The 16,716-nt window shown below is 70.7% G+C and carries 15 protein-coding genes; 2 read left to right on the top strand and 13 right to left on the bottom strand.

Features of this window, described 5'->3' with window-relative positions; genetic code table 11:
• Positions 1 to 101 precede the first annotated feature (101 nt).
• From hisIE to CSC66_RS13860, 9 genes are read right to left on the bottom strand one after another with little or no spacing between them, the layout of a single operon-like run.
• On the bottom strand, positions 102 to 800 hold the full coding sequence (gene hisIE, locus CSC66_RS13900) for a bifunctional phosphoribosyl-AMP cyclohydrolase/phosphoribosyl-ATP diphosphatase HisIE (protein WP_162378008.1): 699 nt from the start codon (positions 798 to 800) through the stop codon (positions 102 to 104).
• Positions 793 to 1,566, bottom strand: coding sequence for an imidazole glycerol phosphate synthase subunit HisF (gene hisF / locus CSC66_RS13895; RefSeq protein ID WP_162378007.1), 774 nt, complete (start codon positions 1,564 to 1,566; stop codon positions 793 to 795). The genes hisIE and hisF overlap by 8 nt, the downstream gene beginning before the upstream one ends.
• Positions 1,560 to 2,312 carry a 1-(5-phosphoribosyl)-5-[(5-phosphoribosylamino)methylideneamino]imidazole-4-carboxamide isomerase gene (gene hisA, locus CSC66_RS13890; protein ID WP_162378006.1) on the bottom strand — a complete coding sequence of 251 codons (753 nt, stop codon included), beginning with the start codon at positions 2,310 to 2,312 and terminating at the stop codon, positions 1,560 to 1,562. The genes hisF and hisA overlap by 7 nt, the downstream gene beginning before the upstream one ends.
• A complete protein-coding gene (gene hisH, locus CSC66_RS13885) occupies positions 2,312 to 2,902 on the bottom strand; it encodes an imidazole glycerol phosphate synthase subunit HisH (RefSeq protein ID WP_202935657.1) in 591 nt (196 codons plus the stop codon). The genes hisA and hisH overlap by 1 nt, the downstream gene beginning before the upstream one ends.
• 20 nt (positions 2,903 to 2,922) lie before the next feature.
• The gene (hisB, locus tag CSC66_RS13880; RefSeq protein WP_162378004.1) at positions 2,923 to 4,014 is read right to left on the bottom strand and encodes a bifunctional histidinol-phosphatase/imidazoleglycerol-phosphate dehydratase HisB; all 1,092 of its coding nucleotides are present in this window, start codon (positions 4,012 to 4,014) and stop codon (positions 2,923 to 2,925) included.
• Complete coding sequence (gene hisC, locus CSC66_RS13875; protein WP_379655891.1) at positions 4,011 to 5,099, bottom strand: histidinol-phosphate transaminase; 1,089 nt, start codon at positions 5,097 to 5,099, stop codon at positions 4,011 to 4,013. Before hisC ends, hisB begins: the two co-directional genes overlap by 4 nt.
• An 8-nt stretch (positions 5,100 to 5,107) precedes the next feature.
• Positions 5,108 to 6,439: a histidinol dehydrogenase gene (gene hisD / locus CSC66_RS13870; protein ID WP_162378002.1), complete on the bottom strand. Its 1,332-nt coding sequence runs from the start codon at positions 6,437 to 6,439 to the stop codon at positions 5,108 to 5,110.
• The gene (gene hisG / locus CSC66_RS13865) at positions 6,436 to 7,347 is read right to left on the bottom strand and encodes an ATP phosphoribosyltransferase (RefSeq protein ID WP_162378001.1); all 912 of its coding nucleotides are present in this window, start codon (positions 7,345 to 7,347) and stop codon (positions 6,436 to 6,438) included. The genes hisD and hisG overlap by 4 nt, the downstream gene beginning before the upstream one ends.
• The gene (locus CSC66_RS13860; protein ID WP_162378000.1) at positions 7,344 to 7,673 is read right to left on the bottom strand and encodes a YerC/YecD family TrpR-related protein; all 330 of its coding nucleotides are present in this window, start codon (positions 7,671 to 7,673) and stop codon (positions 7,344 to 7,346) included. The genes hisG and CSC66_RS13860 overlap by 4 nt, the downstream gene beginning before the upstream one ends.
• 128 nt (positions 7,674 to 7,801) lie before the next feature.
• Here CSC66_RS13860 and CSC66_RS13855 point away from each other — a divergent pair, with 128 nt between their 5' ends.
• Positions 7,802 to 9,658, top strand: coding sequence for a sensor domain-containing diguanylate cyclase (locus CSC66_RS13855; protein WP_162377999.1), 1,857 nt, complete (start codon positions 7,802 to 7,804; stop codon positions 9,656 to 9,658).
• On the opposite strand, the gene CSC66_RS13850 is transcribed toward CSC66_RS13855, so the two are convergent.
• Together CSC66_RS13850 and hisS are read right to left on the bottom strand one after the other, a co-directional pair.
• Positions 9,655 to 11,559, bottom strand: coding sequence for an HAL/PAL/TAL family ammonia-lyase (locus tag CSC66_RS13850; protein WP_162377998.1), 1,905 nt, complete (start codon positions 11,557 to 11,559; stop codon positions 9,655 to 9,657). The two genes, CSC66_RS13855 and CSC66_RS13850, sit on opposite strands and share 4 nt — an antisense overlap.
• Before the next feature lie 35 nt (positions 11,560 to 11,594).
• Complete coding sequence (gene hisS, locus CSC66_RS13845; RefSeq protein ID WP_162377997.1) at positions 11,595 to 13,019, bottom strand: histidine--tRNA ligase; 1,425 nt, start codon at positions 13,017 to 13,019, stop codon at positions 11,595 to 11,597.
• Positions 13,020 to 13,134: 115 nt separating this feature from the next.
• Here hisS and CSC66_RS13840 point away from each other — a divergent pair, with 115 nt between their 5' ends.
• Entirely contained in the window at positions 13,135 to 13,878 is a 744-nt protein-coding gene (locus tag CSC66_RS13840; protein WP_162377996.1) for a Crp/Fnr family transcriptional regulator, read from the top strand.
• 153 nt (positions 13,879 to 14,031) lie between these two features.
• On the opposite strand, the gene pnp is transcribed toward CSC66_RS13840, so the two are convergent.
• The gene (gene pnp / locus CSC66_RS13835; protein WP_162377995.1) at positions 14,032 to 16,137 is read right to left on the bottom strand and encodes a polyribonucleotide nucleotidyltransferase; all 2,106 of its coding nucleotides are present in this window, start codon (positions 16,135 to 16,137) and stop codon (positions 14,032 to 14,034) included.
• A 182-nt stretch (positions 16,138 to 16,319) separates the two neighbouring features.
• Positions 16,320 to 16,580, bottom strand: coding sequence for a 30S ribosomal protein S15 (rpsO, locus tag CSC66_RS13830; RefSeq protein ID WP_162377994.1), 261 nt, complete (start codon positions 16,578 to 16,580; stop codon positions 16,320 to 16,322).
• Between the last annotated feature and the right edge of the window lie 136 nt (positions 16,581 to 16,716).

Genomic DNA, 16,716 nt, shown 5'->3' with positions numbered 1-16,716 from the left:
TTCCGGCAAGGGAGCCTGCGATTGTAGGAGCGGGCCCGGCCCGGCAGCCACCTCCACGCCGCCGGCCACGCGCGATACCTTGTCCGTGCGATGTGCCGAGCTCAGCCCCGGTGCCGCAGCGCCAGCACCTCGACCGCATCGGCCAGCGACAGGCCACGCGCGTGCAGCAGCACGGTCAGGTGGTAAAGCAGGTCGGCCGCTTCGCCGAGCAATTGCTCGTCGTTCTGCGACACCCCGGCCAGCGCGGTCTCCACGCCCTCCTCGCCGACCTTCTGCGCGATCCGGCGCACGCCGGCCTCGAACAGGCGCGTGGTGTAGCTGCCTTCCGGGCGTTCACGCGCGCGGCCGGCAACCAGCGCGTCGAGTTCGCCGAGGAAACCCATGTCGGTCGCGACGGCAGTCGGCGCCTGGGCCACGGCCGGCGAGTTCGGAAAGCAGCTGGCGCGCTGCAGGTGGCAGGTCGGTCCGCGCGGACGCGCCAGGACCAGCAGCGCATCGGAATCGCAATCGGTGCCCACGCCGACCAGCTCAAGCACGTGCCCGGAGGTCTCGCCCTTGGTCCACAGGCGCTGCTTGCTGCGGCTGTAGAAGGTGACCAGGCGCTTGGTCAGCGTCGCCTGCAATGCATTGCGGTCCATGTAGCCGAGCATCAGCACCTGCAGGCTGTCGGCATCCTGGACGATCGCCGGCAACAGGCCGTCGCCCTTGCTCCAGTCCAGGGACTCGGGCAGCAGGGTCGGGCCAGCCACCGTGCGCGTGGCGGCGCTCGATGCCGCAGTGGTGACGGGAAAATCAGGCATCGCGCACCTCGATGTCCCGGTCGCGCAGGAACCGCTTCAGGCCGGGGATGGGAATGGCCCCACTATGGAACACGCTGGCGGCCAATGCACCATCGACGTCGGCCTGGTCGAAGACCTCGGCGAAGTGCTCCATCCCGCCCGCGCCGCCGGAGGCGACCAGCGGCACATGGCACGCGTCGCGCGCCTGGCGCAGCTGCGCGATGTCGTAGCCACGACGCACGCCGTCGCTGTCCATGCAGTTGAGCACGATCTCGCCGGCGCCCAGGCGCTGGGCCTCGGCGATCCAGTCCAGGGTACGCACGCCCAGTGCGCGGGTCTTTTCCGGATCGCCGGTGTTGGTGCGCACGCGCCACTGGCCATCGAGCTCGCGGACCGAGTCGATGCCCACCACCACGCACTGCACGCCGAACGCGTCGGCCAGCTCCGACACCAGGAGCGGGCGCTCGAGCGCGGGCGAATTGACCGAGATCTTGTCGGCACCGGCATGCAGCACGCGGCGCGCGGTGCCCACGTCGCGGATGCCACCGGCCACGCAGAACGGAATATCAATCAACCGGGCCACCCGCTCGACCCAGGCATAGTCCACCGAGCGCCCTTCCGGGCTGGCGCCGATGTCGTAGAACACCAGTTCGTCGGCGCCCTGGTCGCGGTAGCGCAAGGCCAGCTCGACGATGTCGCCCATGTCGACATGGTCGCGGAAGCGCACGCCCTTGACCACGCGTCCGTCGCGCACGTCCAGGCAGGGAATGATGCGGCGGCTCAGCACGGCAGCACCTGCTCATCCAGTGCGTCGGCCAGCGAGAGCCGGCCTTCGAGCAGCGCACGGCCGAGCACCGCCCCCGAACAGCCGGCCAGTCGCGCGTTGCGCACGTCGTCGACATCGCGCACGCCGCCGGACGCCTGCACCGCCACGCCCGGGGCCAGCGCGCGCAGGTGCCGGTAGAGGTCCAGGTTCGGCCCGGAGAGCATGCCGTCGCGGTCGATGTCGGTGCACAGCAGGTGGCGCAGTCCCGCGCGCACGTAGACCGGCAGCAGTGCATCGAGGGTGCCGCCGGCATCTTCGGTCCAGCCGTGCACCGGCAGCTTCCAGGTACCGTCGGCATCCTGCCGGGTGTCCAGCGCAACGGTGATGCGCTCGCCTCCGAACTCGGCCAGCCACGCGGCCACCGCTTCCGGCTCGCGCACCGCCAGCGATCCGACCACCACGCGCGAAGCGCCCGCCTCCAGGATCCGCAAGACGTCCTCGCGCGAGCGGACGCCTCCGCCCGTCTGCACCTGCAGCCCGGTGTCGCGGGCGATGTCGGCCAGCAGCGGCGCCAGCGTGTAGCCGCCGGCCCTGGCCGCATCCAGGTCGACCAGGTGCATCCAGCGCGCACCGGCGGCGGCGAACGCCGCGGCGCGCGGCAGGGGGTCGTCTCCGTATTGCGTCTCGCGGGCGTAGTCGCCTTGCGCCAGCCGCACCACGCGGCCACCGCGCAGGTCCAGCGCAGGATAGAGCGTGAACGAACCCATCAGAAATCCATCTCCAGGAAATTGCGCAGGATCCGCGCACCGGTGCCGGCCGAACGCTCCGGGTGGAACTGCGCGCCGCAGTGCCGGCCCCGCTGCACCACCGCGGTGAAGAGCCCGCCATGGTCGCAGGCGGCCACCGTGTCGGCGGTCACCGGCGCGGCATAGCTGTGCACGAAGTAGGCGCTGTCGCCCTCGCCGACGCCGTCCAGCAACGGCGAACGGCGCAGCGGGCGCAGCTGGTTCCAGCCCATGTGCGGCACGCGAATGCCCAGCGCCGGGGTCAGGTGCCGGACCACGCCCGGCAGCAGGCCCAGGCATTCGACTTCGCCTTCGGCCGATCTTTCGTACAGCAACTGCATGCCCAGGCAGATGCCCAGCAGCGGCGTCTTGAGCTGCCGCAACGGCTCGACCAGCCCCTGCGCGCGCAGCCGTCGCATCGCCTCCGGGGCGGCGCCCACGCCGGGCAGGATCACGCGGTCGGCGCCGGCCAGCCCGGCCGCATCGTCGACCACCCGCGGGCGCACGCCGAGGCGCTCGAGCGCGTAGCAGACCGAACCGAGGTTGGCGCCGCCGGCATCGACTACCGCCACCTTACCCGTGGGAACCGCGCTCACAGCACCCCCTTGGTCGAAGGCAGCGCATCGCCTTCGCGGCGTATCGCCTGGCGCAGCGCGCGCGCCAGCGCCTTGAAGCTGGCCTCGATCTTGTGGTGGTCGTTGTCGCCGTCGACGCTGAGGTGCAGGTTCATTCCGGAGGCATCGCACAGCGACCGGAAGAAGTGCGGCACCAGTTCGGTCGGCATGTCGCCCACGCGCTCGCGCCTGAACTGCGCCTCGTAGACCAGGTACGGCCGGCCGCTGAAATCCAGCGCCGCGCTCGCCCGGGTCTCGTCCATCGGCAGGGTGAACCCGTAGCGGCCGATCCCGCGCTTGTCGCCCAGCGCCTCGCGCAGGGCCTGGCCCAGGGCCAGGGCGGTGTCCTCGATGGTGTGGTGCTCGTCGATGTGCAGGTCGCCTTCGGCGTGGATCTTGAGCTCGAAGCCGCCGTGCTTGCCGATCTGCTCGAGCATGTGGTCGTAGAACGGCAGGCCGGTGTGGACCTGCGGATCGGCGGCCCGGTCCAGGTCGACCTCCACCCGGATCCGGGTCTCCCGGGTGCTTCGCTGCACGAGCGCGCGGCGCGGGGCGTCGGCCAGCTCGTGCGCGATTCCGGCCCAGTCCCACTCCCCGCCGAACTGGGGGGTCTTCAGCTGGAAGGCGCGGATCCCCAGGTTGGCGGCGAACTGGTTGTCGGTCGGCCGGTCGCCCACCATCGCCGAGCGCTTCCAGTCGATGCCGCGGTCCTGGATGTAGGGCAGCGCCAGGCCGATGGCCGGCTTGCGGGTCGGGCTGTTCTCGTGCGGGAAGCTGCGGTCGATCAGCACGTCGTGGAAGACGATGCCCTGGCTTTCGAACACCTGCATCATCAGTGCATGCGGGCCGTCGAAGCTGGCCTGCGGGTAGCTGTCGGTGCCCAGGCCATCCTGGTTGGTGACCATCACGAACTGCCAGCCGGCGTCGCGCAGCTTCAGCAGTGCCGGGATCACGCCGCGCACGAACCGCAGCTTCTCGTAGGCATCGATCTGGAAATCCGCCGGCTCCTCGATCAGGGTGCCGTCGCGGTCGAGGAACAGGACCGGGCCATTGATCCCACGCGTGCTCATGCGACGGCTTCCTTGGCATCCAGCGCGGCGAGCACGCGGTCGTTCTGTTCGGGGGTGCCGATGCTGATGCGCAGCGCATCGGACAGCCGCGGCGCGGCACGCTGGTCGCGCACCACCACGCCGGCGGCCAGCAGCCGGGCGAAGGCCGCGTCCGCATCGGCGAAGCGCACCAGCAGGTAGTTGCCGTCGGAGGGATAGACCCGCAGGACGCCGGGCAGCGCCGCCAGTCCATCCTGCAGGCGCACGCGCTCGCGCCGCACCTCGGCCACGCGCGCCGCGGTGCGCGCCAACGCCTCGCCGGCCAGCCCTTCGAGCGCCAGTTCCGCGCACGGCGTGGGCACCGGATACGGCGCCTGGCATGCGCGCAGCACGCGGACCAGCACCGGATCGGCGATCAGCACGCCGATCCGCGCGGCCGCCAGCGCGTGGGCCTTGGACAGGGTGCGCAGCACCGCGATGTTCGCGTTCGCCGCCATCAGTCCGGTGGCCGACGGCTGGTCCGAGAACTCCCCGTAGGCCTCGTCGACCACCACCAGCGCCTGCCCGGCCAGCCGTGCCGCGAGCGCGGCGATCCCTTCCAGCGGCACGCTGCCGCCGGTCGGGTTGGAGGGCGAGCACAGGAACACCAGCTTGGCCCCACCGTGCCCGGCCGCGGTGGCCACGGCATCCAGGTCGACCGCGAATCCGTCCGGCCCGTCGACCAGCGGCACTTCCAGCAACGGCGCACCCTGCAGCCGCCCACTGACCGCGTACATGCCGAACACCGGCGGCGTCACCACGATCGCGTCGCGACCGGGTGCGCACAGGGCGCGCACCAGCAGGTCGATCGCCTCGTCGCTGCCGCGCCCGACCAGTACCTGCGCGGGATCGCAGCCATACAGGCGGGCCAGCGCCTGGCGCAATGCCGGCGGCTGCGGCTCCGGATAGCGGCGGCTGCTGCCGGTGGCGTCGGCCGGGTTGGGCCACGGGCTTTCGTTGGCGTTGAGCCAGACCTCGCCGCGCAGGTCGGTCGTGCGTGCCGACGCATAACCGCCGAAGCCGCGCAGGTCCTCGCGGACGAGGCCGAGCAAGCTGCCCGGATCCATGGGGCTGCTCATGCGTCCGCCGCCTCCAGCCGCAACGCGACCGCGTTGGCATGCGCGTCCAGCCCCTCCGCCCGCGCCATCGTTACCGCGCAACCGCCGATGGCGAGGATCCCCTCGCGGCTGGCCGCCTGCACGCTGACGCTGTTCTGGAAGCTGGCCACGCTGACCCCGCTCCACGCCCGCGCCGCGCCGCTGGTCGGCAGGACGTGGTTGGTGCCGCTGCAATAGTCGCCCAGCGCCTCGGGCGTCCAGTCGCCGAGGAAGACCGAACCGGCGGCCTCGACCCGGTCGAGCCAGGCACGCGGTTCGCGCAGCGCCAGGATCAGGTGTTCGGGCGCATAGGCATTGCTGATCGCGAACGCGTCGGCCAGCGAATCCACGCGAACCAGGCGCGAGGCCGACAGCGCGCGGCGCGCGATGTCCGCGCGCGGCAACGCGGCCAGCTGCGCGTGCAGCTGCTGCTCGACCCGGTCGACCAGCGCGGCGCTGTCGGACAGCAGCAGGACCTGCGAGTCCGGCCCGTGTTCGGCCTGCGAGAGCAGGTCGGCGGCGACGAAGGCGGCATCGGCCCCGGCGTCGGCGATCACCAGCACCTCCGAGGGACCGGCGGGCATGTCGATCGCCGCGGCACCGGACTGGGCCACCTGGCGCTTGGCCTCGTCCACGTAGCTGTTGCCCGGCCCGAAGATCTTGTCGACCCCGGGCACGCTTTCGCTGCCGAAGGCCATCGCCGCGATCGCCTGCGCGCCGCCGAGCTTGAACACCCGGTGCACGCCCGCCAGCCGGGCCGCGACCAGCACCGCCGGGTCGGCCGTGCCGTCGCTACGTGGCGGCGTGCACAGCACGACCTGCGGGCAGCCGGCCAGCGTGGCCGGTATGCACAGCATCAATGCCGTCGACGGCAAGGGAGCGCTGCCGGCAGGCACGTAAAGACCGACCCGCGGCACGGGGCGGATCATCCGTTCGCAGACCACGCCCGGCGCGGTCTCCACCGCATAGCCGGCGGACATGCCGGCGCGGTGGAACGCCTCGATCCGCTGCGCCGCCTCGACCATGGCCTGGCGCAGCGCGGGCGCGACCGCTGCCTCGGCCGCGGAGAACTCGGCCGGCGCCACTTCGAAGGCATCCAGTTCGACCCGGTCGAAACGCAGGGTCAGCTCGCGCAGCGCCTGGTCGCCACGCCCGCGCACGTCGGCGAGCACCGCGGCGACCGCCTCGCGCGTGGCCGCGGCCACGACCTGCACCGGACGGGTCAATGCACGGGCGCGAGCGGTTTCATCGAGCGCCGACCATTCCAGCCGGCTCCAGGGCAGGGTTTCATCGGCGGCGCGCGCGCTCATGCCAGCGACCTCTCGACCGCGAGCACCATCAGCCCGCGTGCACCGGCACGCTCGAGCTCTTCCAGCCGCTGCCAGCTGACGGCACCGTCGCACATCGCCTGCAGCGACAGGGCGCCGTTGGCGCCCGGCAGCTCCACCAGCGGCCCGGCGTCATGCAGCAGGCGGGCCAGGGCCGGCACCGATTCGCGCTCGGCGCTGAACATCAGCAGCTTGCGGTCCTTCATCTGCAGCACGCCGTCGACCCGGCGCAGCAGCATCTGCGCCAGCCCGGCGCGCGCGTCGTCGAAGCCGCCGGCCGGACCGGCCAGCACCGCTTCGCTGTCGAGCAGGGTTTCCACCGGCTTGAGGTGGTTGGCGGCCAGCGTCGCACCGCTGGATACCAGGTCGCAGATCAGGTCGGCGGTGCCCAGGCGTGGTGCGATCTCGACCGAGCCGGACAGCTCCACCACCTGGGCATCGATGCCCTGTCCTTCCAGCCACTGGCGCAGGATCGCCGGGTAGCTGGTGGCGATGCGCAGGCCCTGCAGCTGTTGCGGGCCCTGCCAGTCCCAGTCCTCGGGAACGGCGAGCATGAGCCGGCACTGGCCGAAGCCCAGCCCGCGCAGCGCGCGATAGGCCGGCGCCAGCCCGTTGCGCTCGCGTTCGCCAGCCTGCTCGTCCAGTTCGTTGCGACCGACCACGCCCAGGTCGCAGACGCCGTCGGCGATCAGGCCGGGGATGTCGTCGTCGCGGACCAGCAGCAGGTCCACCGGCAGCGATTCGCCATAGCAGAACAGCTTGTCGCGGCTTTCGCGCCAGCTAAGGCCGCAGGCCGCCAGCAGGCTGCGCGCCGGTTCGGCCAGGCGGCCGCTCTTCTGGATCGCGATGCGCAGGCGGTCGCGCGAGGCGGTGCCGAGGGGGGGATTCATGGGGATTCCTTGCGGACGGTCGCGCTCGCGTTGGCCGGCAGTGCCAGCGCATAGCCGCCGGCGCCCCGCTCCAGGGTGCGTGCGACCCGGCCGATGGTAGTGACGCTGACCTGGGTCAGGTCGTGGATTTCGCGGTACGGCATGCCCTGCTGCAGCAGCGGCACGACCCGCCAGCGGTCGGTCATGGCCTCCAGCTCGGCCGGCGTGCACAGGTCGGTGAGGAAGGCCTGGAACGCCTCCGGCCCGCGCAATCCGGCCAGCGCCACGGCCAGGGCTTCGAGCCTGGCCTCGCTGTCGTCTGCAGTGTCCCGGGTCCGCCGCTTCATGGCTGGTTTGCCTAATGTATTAACGTGCTAATACATTAGATGACGAACGGGCCACTGGTCAAGCATCGTGGCCGCTACACTGCGCCGGTCGCCCAGGGCGATGGGGCACAGGCCTTTCCGGGGAGCGCATGGAGCAGCGGAAACACGCCAAGAGTCGGGCCCGGCGCGGGATCGCCGTCCTGCTCGCCTGGCTGCTGCTGGCCGCCGCCCTGCCGGCTATGGCCGCGCCACCGGCACCCGAGCCCTTGCGCCTGGAAGCGGAACAGGGACAGCGGCCGCTCGGCACGCACACCCGCTACCTGCATGACGGAGACGGACGGATGACGGCCGCGCAGGCGTGGCGGCAACTGGATGCCGCCGGCTTCGAGCCGCTGCCCGACGCCGGCGCGGCATTCGGCTTCCAGCAGGGCGCCTACTGGTTCCACGTGCCGGTGGTGAACCGCGCCGGCACCCAGCCGCACTGGCTGCTGGTCCAGGAATACCCGCTGAGCGACCGCCTCGACCTGTATCTGCGCTACGCGGACGGGCGCATCGTGCACCGCAGCGGCGGCGACCACCTGCCCTTCGGCGCCCGCAGCGTCAGCTACCGCTATCCGAACTTCATGCTCGAGCTGCCGGTCGGCGAACGCGTGGACGTACTGCTGCGGGTGCAGAGCCAGAGCTCCATGCAGGTGCCGCTGACCTTGCACACGCCCACCGCCTTCATCGAGATCTCGCGCGATGCGCAGTTCGGCATCGGGCTGTACTACGGGATCCTGATCGCCCTGTTCGTCTACAACCTCGTGCTCTGGCTGGCGCTGCGCGACGCCAGCTACTTCTGGTACCTGTTCCACCTCAGTGCGTTCGGCCTGGTGCTGATGACGCTCAACGGCCTGGGCTTCGAGTACCTGTGGCCGGACTCGCCATGGCTGGCCGACCTGTCGGTGCCGCTGTCGATCTGCCTGGCGCAGATCGGCATGCAGCAGTTCGCCCGGGTGTTCCTGCGCCTGCGCACCGTGTGGCCGGCGGGCAACTGGATATCGATCGCGGTGATCGCGTTCTACATGGCCCTGGGCATCGCCTCGTTCTGGCTGCCGTACCGGATCGCCACGCCGCTGGCGGCCGCTTCGGTTTTCCTGAGCATCGCCTGGATCCTGACCGTGACCCTGGTGGCGTTCCGCCGCGGCGACCGCTCGGCGCTGCTGTTCCTGCTGGCCTGGGGCATGTTCCTGCTGGGCACCGGCATGTTCACCGCGCTGGCCTTCGGCCTGCTGCCCAAGTCGTTCCTGACCGTCTACGGCGTGCAGATCGGCTCGGCGCTGGAGATGCTGCTGCTGTCGATCGCGCTGAGCTACCGCTACGCGGCGCTGCGCAACGAGAACGAGCGGATCGTGCGCCGGGCCAAGCTGCAGCTAGAGTCGCAGGTGCTCGAGCGCACCAGCGAGCTGCGCACCGCGCTCGAGCAGCTGGAAACGGCGCACTCGCGGCTGCGCGAGGCCAGCCGCCACGACGCGTTGACCGGCCTGTACAACCGCGGCTGGTTCCGCGAGCGCTTCGAATCGCTGCTCGAGGCCGCCAAGGCCCAGGGGCAGCCGCTGTCGCTGATGATGATCGACCTGGACCACTTCAAGCAGATCAACGACCGCCACGGACACCTGGTCGGCGACGACTGCCTGCGTCGCAGTGCGCGGCTGGTGGAGGGCGTGCTGCGGCCGCATGGCGCGCTGGTGGCGCGCTACGGCGGCGAAGAGTTCATCGCCGCCCTGCCCGGCATCGACGTGTACCACGCGCGCGAGATCGCGGAGGACATCTGCACGCGGCTGCGCGAGGAGCCGTTCCGCACCCGCGGTCCGCTGGTGACCGTGACCGCCAGCATCGGCGTGCATGCGGTCGACACCGGCGCCGACGAGCACGCCGCCACGGACATGGCCCTCCAGGTCGTGGACAACGCCCTGTACGCGGCCAAGTCCGGCGGCCGCGACCAGGTCCGCGTGGCCGGCGGCTAGGCCGGCGGCGCCTGCAGCAGCGCGCCGGAGGCGACCAGCGCCACCATCGCCGCCACTTCGCCGTCCATCGCGCGGTCGCGGTCCAGGAACGGCACCTCGGCGCGGATCCGGGCATGGGCGGCCGCTACCGCGGTACCGGGATGGAACGCATCGGCGCCGGCGAGCTGGGCGCGCAGCGCCTCCACCTCGCCGAGGAAACCCTCGCGTCCGGGCGCACCGGCGGCGGGGCCGCCCTGCACCTTGGTCGCCAGTGCCGCGGCATCGGCGCCACGGGCCAGGGCCCGTGCGGCGTTGATCATGTCCCGGCGCAGGTCCAGCGCCTGCGCGGCGGTGTACAGTTCCAGCGCCAGCACCTTGCCCAGGTCCTCGACCATCGCCAGCACGTGGCGCGCCTCGTTGGCGCCCATGGACACGTGGTCCTCGGCATTGGCGCTGGTCGGCACCGAGTAGACCGAGGCCGGGTGCGCGCGGCTGGCGAGGTCGTTGACGATCGCCGCGGCCGTGTACTGCACGATCATGTGGCCCGACTCGGTGCCGTCCTCGTTGCCGATCAGGAATGCCGGCAGTCCGTCGTTGGTCGCCGGGTCGACCAGCTTGTTGAGCCGGCGCTCGGAGATGGAAGCCAGGGTCGGGATCGCCGCCTTCACGTAGCTCAGCGCCAGCGCCAGCGGCATGCCATGGAAATGCCCGGCCGAGATGACCTGCTCCTCCACGTGCGTCGCATCGGCCTTGTCCGGGAACACCAGCGGGTTGTCGGTGACCGCGTTGAGCTCGATGTCGAGCACGCGCGCGGCCTGCGCGGCCGCGTCGCGGACCGCGCCGTGCACCTGTGGGATGCAGCGCAGCGAATAGCTGTCCTGCGGCTGGTGCTTCTTGCCGCCGCGGAACGGCAGGAAGCGCAGGTAGAACTTCTCGCGGCCATGGCGCTGGTCGGCGGGTACCCAGTCCCAGCCGATGTCAAAGCGCAGCGCCTGCGCGTCGGCGCCGGCCTGCGGGAACGGCGACCAGCTCGACGGCAGCCACTGCCGGAAGCGTGGCACGAGGTGGTAGGCGATGTCGGCCAGGGTCGAGCCTTCCAGCAGCCGGCGCAGGTTCGCCGCCACCTGCACCTGGCCGGGGTGCGGACGCAGCGCATGCACCTCGGCGGCGAACGCGCCCAGCCGGCCGGCGAACGCATCGATGGTCATCGCCGCGGCCAGGTCGGCGGTGTCGAGCATCTGCTCGAGGCGGTGCAACGCCAGCACGCCCATCGCCAGCATCTGCGCGGTGCCGTTGTTCAGCGCCAGGCCTTCCTTGTAGGACAGCGAGACCGGCGCCAGGCCGGCGCGCTGCAACGCCTCGGCGCCGGCCATGCGCCGGCCTTGGAAGAACGCCTCGCCACCGCCGAGCAGGACGATCGCCAGGTGCGACAGCGGCGCCAGGTCGCCGGAGGCGCCGACCGACCCGAGCTGCGGTACCACCGGCACGATGCCGGCGTTGAGCATCGCGGTGAGCGCCTGCAGGGTTTCCACGCGGATGCCCGAATGGCCCTTGAGCAGGGTGTTGATGCGGATGCACAGCATCGCCCGCACCACGTCGGCCGCCATCGGCTCGCCCACGCACACCGCATGGGTGACGATCAGGTTGCGCTGCAGCTCCTCGTGCAGCGACCGCCCCGAGGGCATAGCGCCGGGCAGCTCGTCGCGCAGCGGATGGGCGCCGAGCAGCTTGTCGGCATTGCTGCCGAAGCCGGTGGAGACGCCGTAGATCGGTTCCTGGCGGCGCACCTGTTCGGCGAGGAAGTCGGCCGCGCGCCGGACCGCGTCCAGCGCGCGCGGATCGAGCTCGACCGCCGCGCCCGCGGCGACGGCGACGAGGCGGTCACGGGTCAGGGACTGCCCGTCGAGTCGGATGGTCTGCATGTTCGTGTTCCGTGTTGCGTGCCTGGGCGGCCGGCTCAGCGGCCGGCCAGGGCGCGGGCCTGTTCCAGTTCCACCCGCAAGGTGCCGGCCAGTTCGTCGCGGGATACCTCGAACTGCTGCTCGCGGAGCAGGTCCTTCACCGCGACCACGCCGCGCGCCAGCTCGTCCGCGCCGGCCAGCACGACGAAGCGGATGCCCGCGCGCGAGGCGTACTGGAACTGCTTGCCGACCTTGCGCGCCTCCATCTGCACTTCGGTGTTGATCCCGCCGGCGCGCAGGTGGCGCGCGATGTCCAGCGCCTCCGCCAGCTGCGAATCCTCCATCAGCGCCACCATCGCCTGCACGCTGCTCTCGGCGATGCCGCCGATCAGCCCGGCCTCGCGCAATTGCCAGAACAGCCGGGTGAGGCCGATGGAAATGCCGACGCCCGGCAGCCTCGACTTGGTGTAGTGGCTGGCCAGGTCCTCGTAGCGCCCGCCGGAGCAGATCGAGCCGATCTCCGGGTGGTCGACCAGCTGGGTCTCGTAGACGGTGCCGGTGTAGTAGTCCAGGCCGCGGGCGATGGAGAAGTTCAGGCAGTAGGCGGCCTCGGGCACGCCCAACGCCTTGACCAGTTCCAGCACCTCGCGCAGCTCGGCGGCGCCGGTGCGCAGCGTCTCGCTGGCCTGGTCGCCGGCTTGGGCGAGCACCCGCTCGATCCGCGCCAGCGCGTCGTCGTGGGACTGCGAGCGCACTTCGACGAACGCCAGGATCCGCTCCACGGCCGCCACCGGCAAGCCGAAACCGGGACCGGCGAGGGTCTCGCGCACGTAGTCGGCGCCACGCTTGTCGATCTTGTCCACTTCGCGCAGGACCAGCGCCTGCTGCTGCGGATCGGTGACGCCCTGGGCCTCGAAAAAGCCGCGCATGAGCTTGCGGTTGTTCAACTGCACCTTGAACGCGCCGATCCCCAGCTCGGCGAACACCGCGTGGATCACCGCCAGCACCTCGGCGTCGTAACGGATGCTCAGCGCGTCCTTGCCGATCACGTCGATGTCGCACTGGTAGAACTCGCGGAAGCGGCCGCGCTGGGCTCGCTCGCCGCGGTACACGCGCTGCATCTGGTAGCGCCGGAACGGGAAGCTCAGCTCGTGCTCGTGCTCGGCCACGTAGCGCGCCAGCGGCACGGTCAGGTCGAAGCGCAGCGCCAGCTCGGGGAGGCCACCCTCGGGCTTGCCGGCCTCGGCCCCGGCCGCGGCATTGGCCAGCGCGCCGGTGGACTGGACGAAGTACACCTGCCGCTCGGTCTCGCCCCCGGACTTGGTCAGCAGCACGTCGGAGAGCTCGAACACCGGCGTCTCCACCGGCAGGAAGCCGAAGCGCTCGTAGTTGCGGCGGATCACGTCGAGCATGCGCTGGAACGCGATCTGCTCGCGGGGCAGCAGCTCCATGACGCCGGGCGGGGTACGGGGCCTGATCAAGCGGGAAACTCCTCACGCGCTGGGGCCGCAATTCTACCTTGGCCGGGGCGGGACCCGTTCGGCGCGCGCGTCCGCGCGCCGGTATCATGGGCGCACCGATCAAGCGACGCGACGCATGTCCTGGCCCCCGTTCGACAGCCCCTGCCTGGCCCCGCCACCGGATGACGCCGGCCCGCTGGGGCCGTGCCTGCATTGCCAGGTCCGCCACCTGGCGGTGTGCTCGGCGCTGTCGCCCGAGGAGATCCAGGCGCTCGAGACGGCGGCCAGCGTGCAGGCGCTCGAACCCGGGGCGGTACTCGCCCGACAGGGCGAGACCCGCCGCCACGTGTATACCGTCACCCGCGGCGCCCTGCGCCTGGTGCGCGTGTCCGCCGACGGCCGCCGCCAGGTCGCCGGCTTCGCCTTGCCGGGCGACTTCGTCGGCCTCAGCGGCGCCCCCACCCACCAGCACGACATCGAGGCCCTGGCCGCGACGGAACTGTGCCGTTTCGGCGCCGACGCGATGCAGCGCCTGGGCACCCGTTATCCGCACCTGCAGGCCAAGCTGCTGGAGCGCGCCTGCGTAGAACTGGACACCGCCCGCGAGCAGATGATGTCGCTGGCGCGGATGACCCCGATCGAGCGCATGGGCGACTTCCTGCTCAGGCTGGCCGCGCGCCAGGCGCGCGCCGGCAACCCGGGGCCCGCGGTCGCGCTGCCCATGCCGCGCGCCGACATCGCCGACCACCTCGGCCTGACCGTGGAAACGGTCAGCCGCAGCCTCACGGCGCTGCGCACGCGCGGGCTGATCGCGCTGCCGGGCACCTACGTGGTGGAAATCCTCGATCCGGCCGGCCTCAAGGCGCTCGAAGCAGCCTGAGGCCGCATTGCACGACCCGGCGTGCCGGTGATGACCGGATCCGCCGCGATGCGTCGTCGCAACGCCCGCCAGCGCGCTGCCGGAACCGGGGAAACGGCCAAAGAAAAAGCGGGCCGGAGCCCGCTTTCTCGTACCAGCTAGGGAGCGCGCGGATTACTCCGTCACGCCCTCGCCTTCCTCGACAGCCTTGATCGACAGGCGGATGCGGCCCTGCTTGTCGACTTCCAGGACCTTGACCTTCACCAGGTCGCCTTCCTTCAGCGCATCGCCGACCTTCTCGACGCGGTCGTTGGAGATCTGCGACACGTGGACCAGGCCGTCCTTGCCCGGCAGGATGGTCACGAAGGCGCCGAAATCCATGATCTTGGCGACCTTGCCCTCGTAAATCCGGCCCGGCTCCACGTCGGAGGTGATCTGCTCGATGCGGGCCTTGGCGGCCTGGCCGGCGGCGCCGTTCACCGAGGCGATGGTGATCGTGCCGTCGTCCTGGATGTCGATCTGGGTGCCGGTCTCCTTGGTGATCGCCTGGATCACCGAACCGCCCTTGCCGATCACCTCGCGGATCTTGTCCGGGTGGATCTTGATCGTGATCAGGCGCGGCGCGAACTCGCTCAGCTCCTGGCGCGGTGCCGTCATCGCATGGGCCATCTCGCCCAGGATGTGGAGGCGGCCGGCCTTTGCCTGCGACAGCGCCTGCTTCATGATCTCTTCGGTGATGCCCTCGATCTTGATGTCCATCTGCAGCGCGGACACGCCGTTCTGGGTACCGGCCACCTTGAAGTCCATGTCGCCCAGGTGGTCTTCGTCACCCAGGATGTCGGACAGCACGACGAAGTCGTTGCCTTCCTTGACCAGGCCCATCGCGATGCCGGCGACCGGTGCGGAGATCGGCACGCCGGCATCCATCAGCGCCAGCGAGCTGCCGCAGACCGAAGCCATGGAGGAGGAGCCGTTGGACTCGGTGATTTCCGAGACCACGCGGATCGTGTACGGGAACGCTTCCATGGTCGGCATCACCGCCAGCACGCCGCGCTTGGCGAGGCGGCCGTGGCCGATCTCGCGGCGCTTGGGGCCCATCATGCGGCCGGCTTCGCCCACCGAGTACGGGGGGAAGTTGTAGTGGAACAGGAAGTGCTCCTTGTACTCGCCGGAGACCGCGTCGATGATCTGGCCGTCGCGGGCGGTGCCCAGCGTGACCGCGACGATCGCCTGGGTCTCGCCACGGGTGAACAGCGACGAGCCGTGCACGCGCGGCAGCACGCTGACCTTCGACGTGATCGGGCGCACGGTGTCCAGCGCACGGCCGTCGATGCGGACCTTGGTCGCCAGCACCGAACCGCGCATGGTCTGGTATTCCAGCTCGCCGAACTCCTTGGACATGGCCGAGGCGGTCCAGCCGTCGGCTTCGGCGCGTCCGGCCAGCTGCTGGAACACGTCCTTCTTGATCGCGGCGATGGCGTCGCGGCGCTGCAGCTTGTCGCGCACCTGGAAGGCGGCCTCGAGCTGGTTGCCGACGGCTTCCTTCAGCGCCGAGATCAGCGCTTCGTTCTTGGCCGGCGCGGCCCAGTCCCAGTTCTTCGTGCCGGCCTCGGTGACCAGCTCGTTGATGATGTTGATGACCTTCTGCATCTCGCGGTGGCCGAACATCACCGCGCCCAGCATCACGTCCTCGGACAGCTCGGCCGCTTCGGACTCCACCATCAGCACGGCGTTGGAGGTACCGGCGACGACCAGCTCCAGCTTCGAGTTCTTCAGTTCGCTGACGGTCGGGTTGAGCACGTACTCGCCGTTGATGTAGCCGACCTTGGCGGCGCCGATCGGGCCGTTGAACGGCGCGCCGGTCAGGGCGACGGCGGCGGACGCGCCGATCAGCGCCGGGATGTCGCCGTCGATCTCCGGGTTCAGCGACATCACCGTGGCGATGACCTGCACTTCGTTGCGGAACTCCTCCGGGAACAGCGGACGCAGCGGGCGGTCGATCAGGCGCGAGATCAGGGTTTCCTTCTCGGTGGCACGACCTTCGCGCTTGAAGAAGCCACCCGGGATGCGGCCGCCGGCGTAGAACTTCTCCTGGTAGTCGACCGTCAGCGGGAAGAAGTCCTGGCCTTCGCGGGCCGACTTCGCTGCCACGGCGGTGACCAGCAGCACGGTGTCATCGAACTTGACGATGACGGCACCGCCGGCCTGGCGGGCGATCTCGCCGGTTTCCAGGGTGACCTGGTGCTTGCCGTACTGGAAGGTTTTGGTGATTTTTGCCACGTTGGTTCCTTGGAGATTCTGCTTGCGATTGACCGGGGGCGGCCCTTGCCGCGACCGGGTGGCCGGAGAGCCCGGCCGCTGGCGATGGAGCGTCCGGACCGGCCGGACCGACTACGGGGTTTTCCTTGCGGGTGCCGAAATGCAAACCGCGGCGCATCTCTGCGCCGCGGCGGGGTCTTGCATCAGCGACGCAGGCCGAGCTTCTCGATCAGGGCCTTGTAGCGCTCGTTGTCCTTGCGCTTGAGGTAGTCGAGCAGGCTGCGGCGGCGGTTGACCAGCTGCAGCAGGCCACGACGGCTGTGGTGGTCCTTCTTGTGGGTCTTGAAGTGCTCGGTCAGCTGTTCGATGCGGCCGGTGAGCAGGGCGACCTGGACTTCCGGCGAGCCGGTGTCGTTGGCGCCGCGCGCGTTGTCGGCGATGATCTTCTGGGTATCGATGGACATGGTTTCTTCTCTGGATGCGAGGCCGGCAGGAACGCGCTGGGCGCACCGCCTGACCCGCCGCTTGCGGATGGCCGCCCCGCCCGGCAGAACAGGGCAATGGGCGGAAAGGGATTGGCCCGGAAAACAGGCGCGCGAA

The sequence above is a fragment of the Pseudoxanthomonas kaohsiungensis genome (assembly GCF_010211765.1).
Classification (GTDB): Bacteria; Pseudomonadota; Gammaproteobacteria; order Xanthomonadales; family Xanthomonadaceae; genus Pseudoxanthomonas; species Pseudoxanthomonas kaohsiungensis.
This window is presented reverse-complemented; position numbering and strand designations above follow the sequence as displayed.

What these genes read in the sequence shown, in the direction of transcription:
- hisIE (WP_162378008.1), bottom strand. Translation starts at nt 800, where the DNA reads ATGCCTGATTTTCCCGTCACCACTGCGGCATCGAGCGCCGCCACGCGC.
- hisA (WP_162378006.1), bottom strand. Translation starts at nt 2,312, where the DNA reads ATGGGTTCGTTCACGCTCTATCCTGCGCTGGACCTGCGCGGTGGCCGC.
- hisB (WP_162378004.1), bottom strand. Translation starts at nt 4,014, where the DNA reads ATGAGCACGCGTGGGATCAATGGCCCGGTCCTGTTCCTCGACCGCGAC.
- hisC (WP_379655891.1), bottom strand. Translation starts at nt 5,099, where the DNA reads ATGGATCCGGGCAGCTTGCTCGGCCTCGTCCGCGAGGACCTGCGCGGC.
- hisD (WP_162378002.1), bottom strand. Translation starts at nt 6,439, where the DNA reads ATGAGCGCGCGCGCCGCCGATGAAACCCTGCCCTGGAGCCGGCTGGAA.
- hisG (WP_162378001.1), bottom strand. Translation starts at nt 7,347, where the DNA reads ATGAATCCCCCCCTCGGCACCGCCTCGCGCGACCGCCTGCGCATCGCG.
- CSC66_RS13860 (WP_162378000.1), bottom strand. Translation starts at nt 7,673, where the DNA reads ATGAAGCGGCGGACCCGGGACACTGCAGACGACAGCGAGGCCAGGCTC.
- CSC66_RS13855 (WP_162377999.1), top strand. Translation starts at nt 7,802, where the DNA reads ATGGAGCAGCGGAAACACGCCAAGAGTCGGGCCCGGCGCGGGATCGCC.
- CSC66_RS13850 (WP_162377998.1), bottom strand. Translation starts at nt 11,559, where the DNA reads ATGCAGACCATCCGACTCGACGGGCAGTCCCTGACCCGTGACCGCCTC.
- CSC66_RS13840 (WP_162377996.1), top strand. Translation starts at nt 13,135, where the DNA reads ATGTCCTGGCCCCCGTTCGACAGCCCCTGCCTGGCCCCGCCACCGGAT.
- rpsO (WP_162377994.1), bottom strand. Translation starts at nt 16,580, where the DNA reads ATGTCCATCGATACCCAGAAGATCATCGCCGACAACGCGCGCGGCGCC.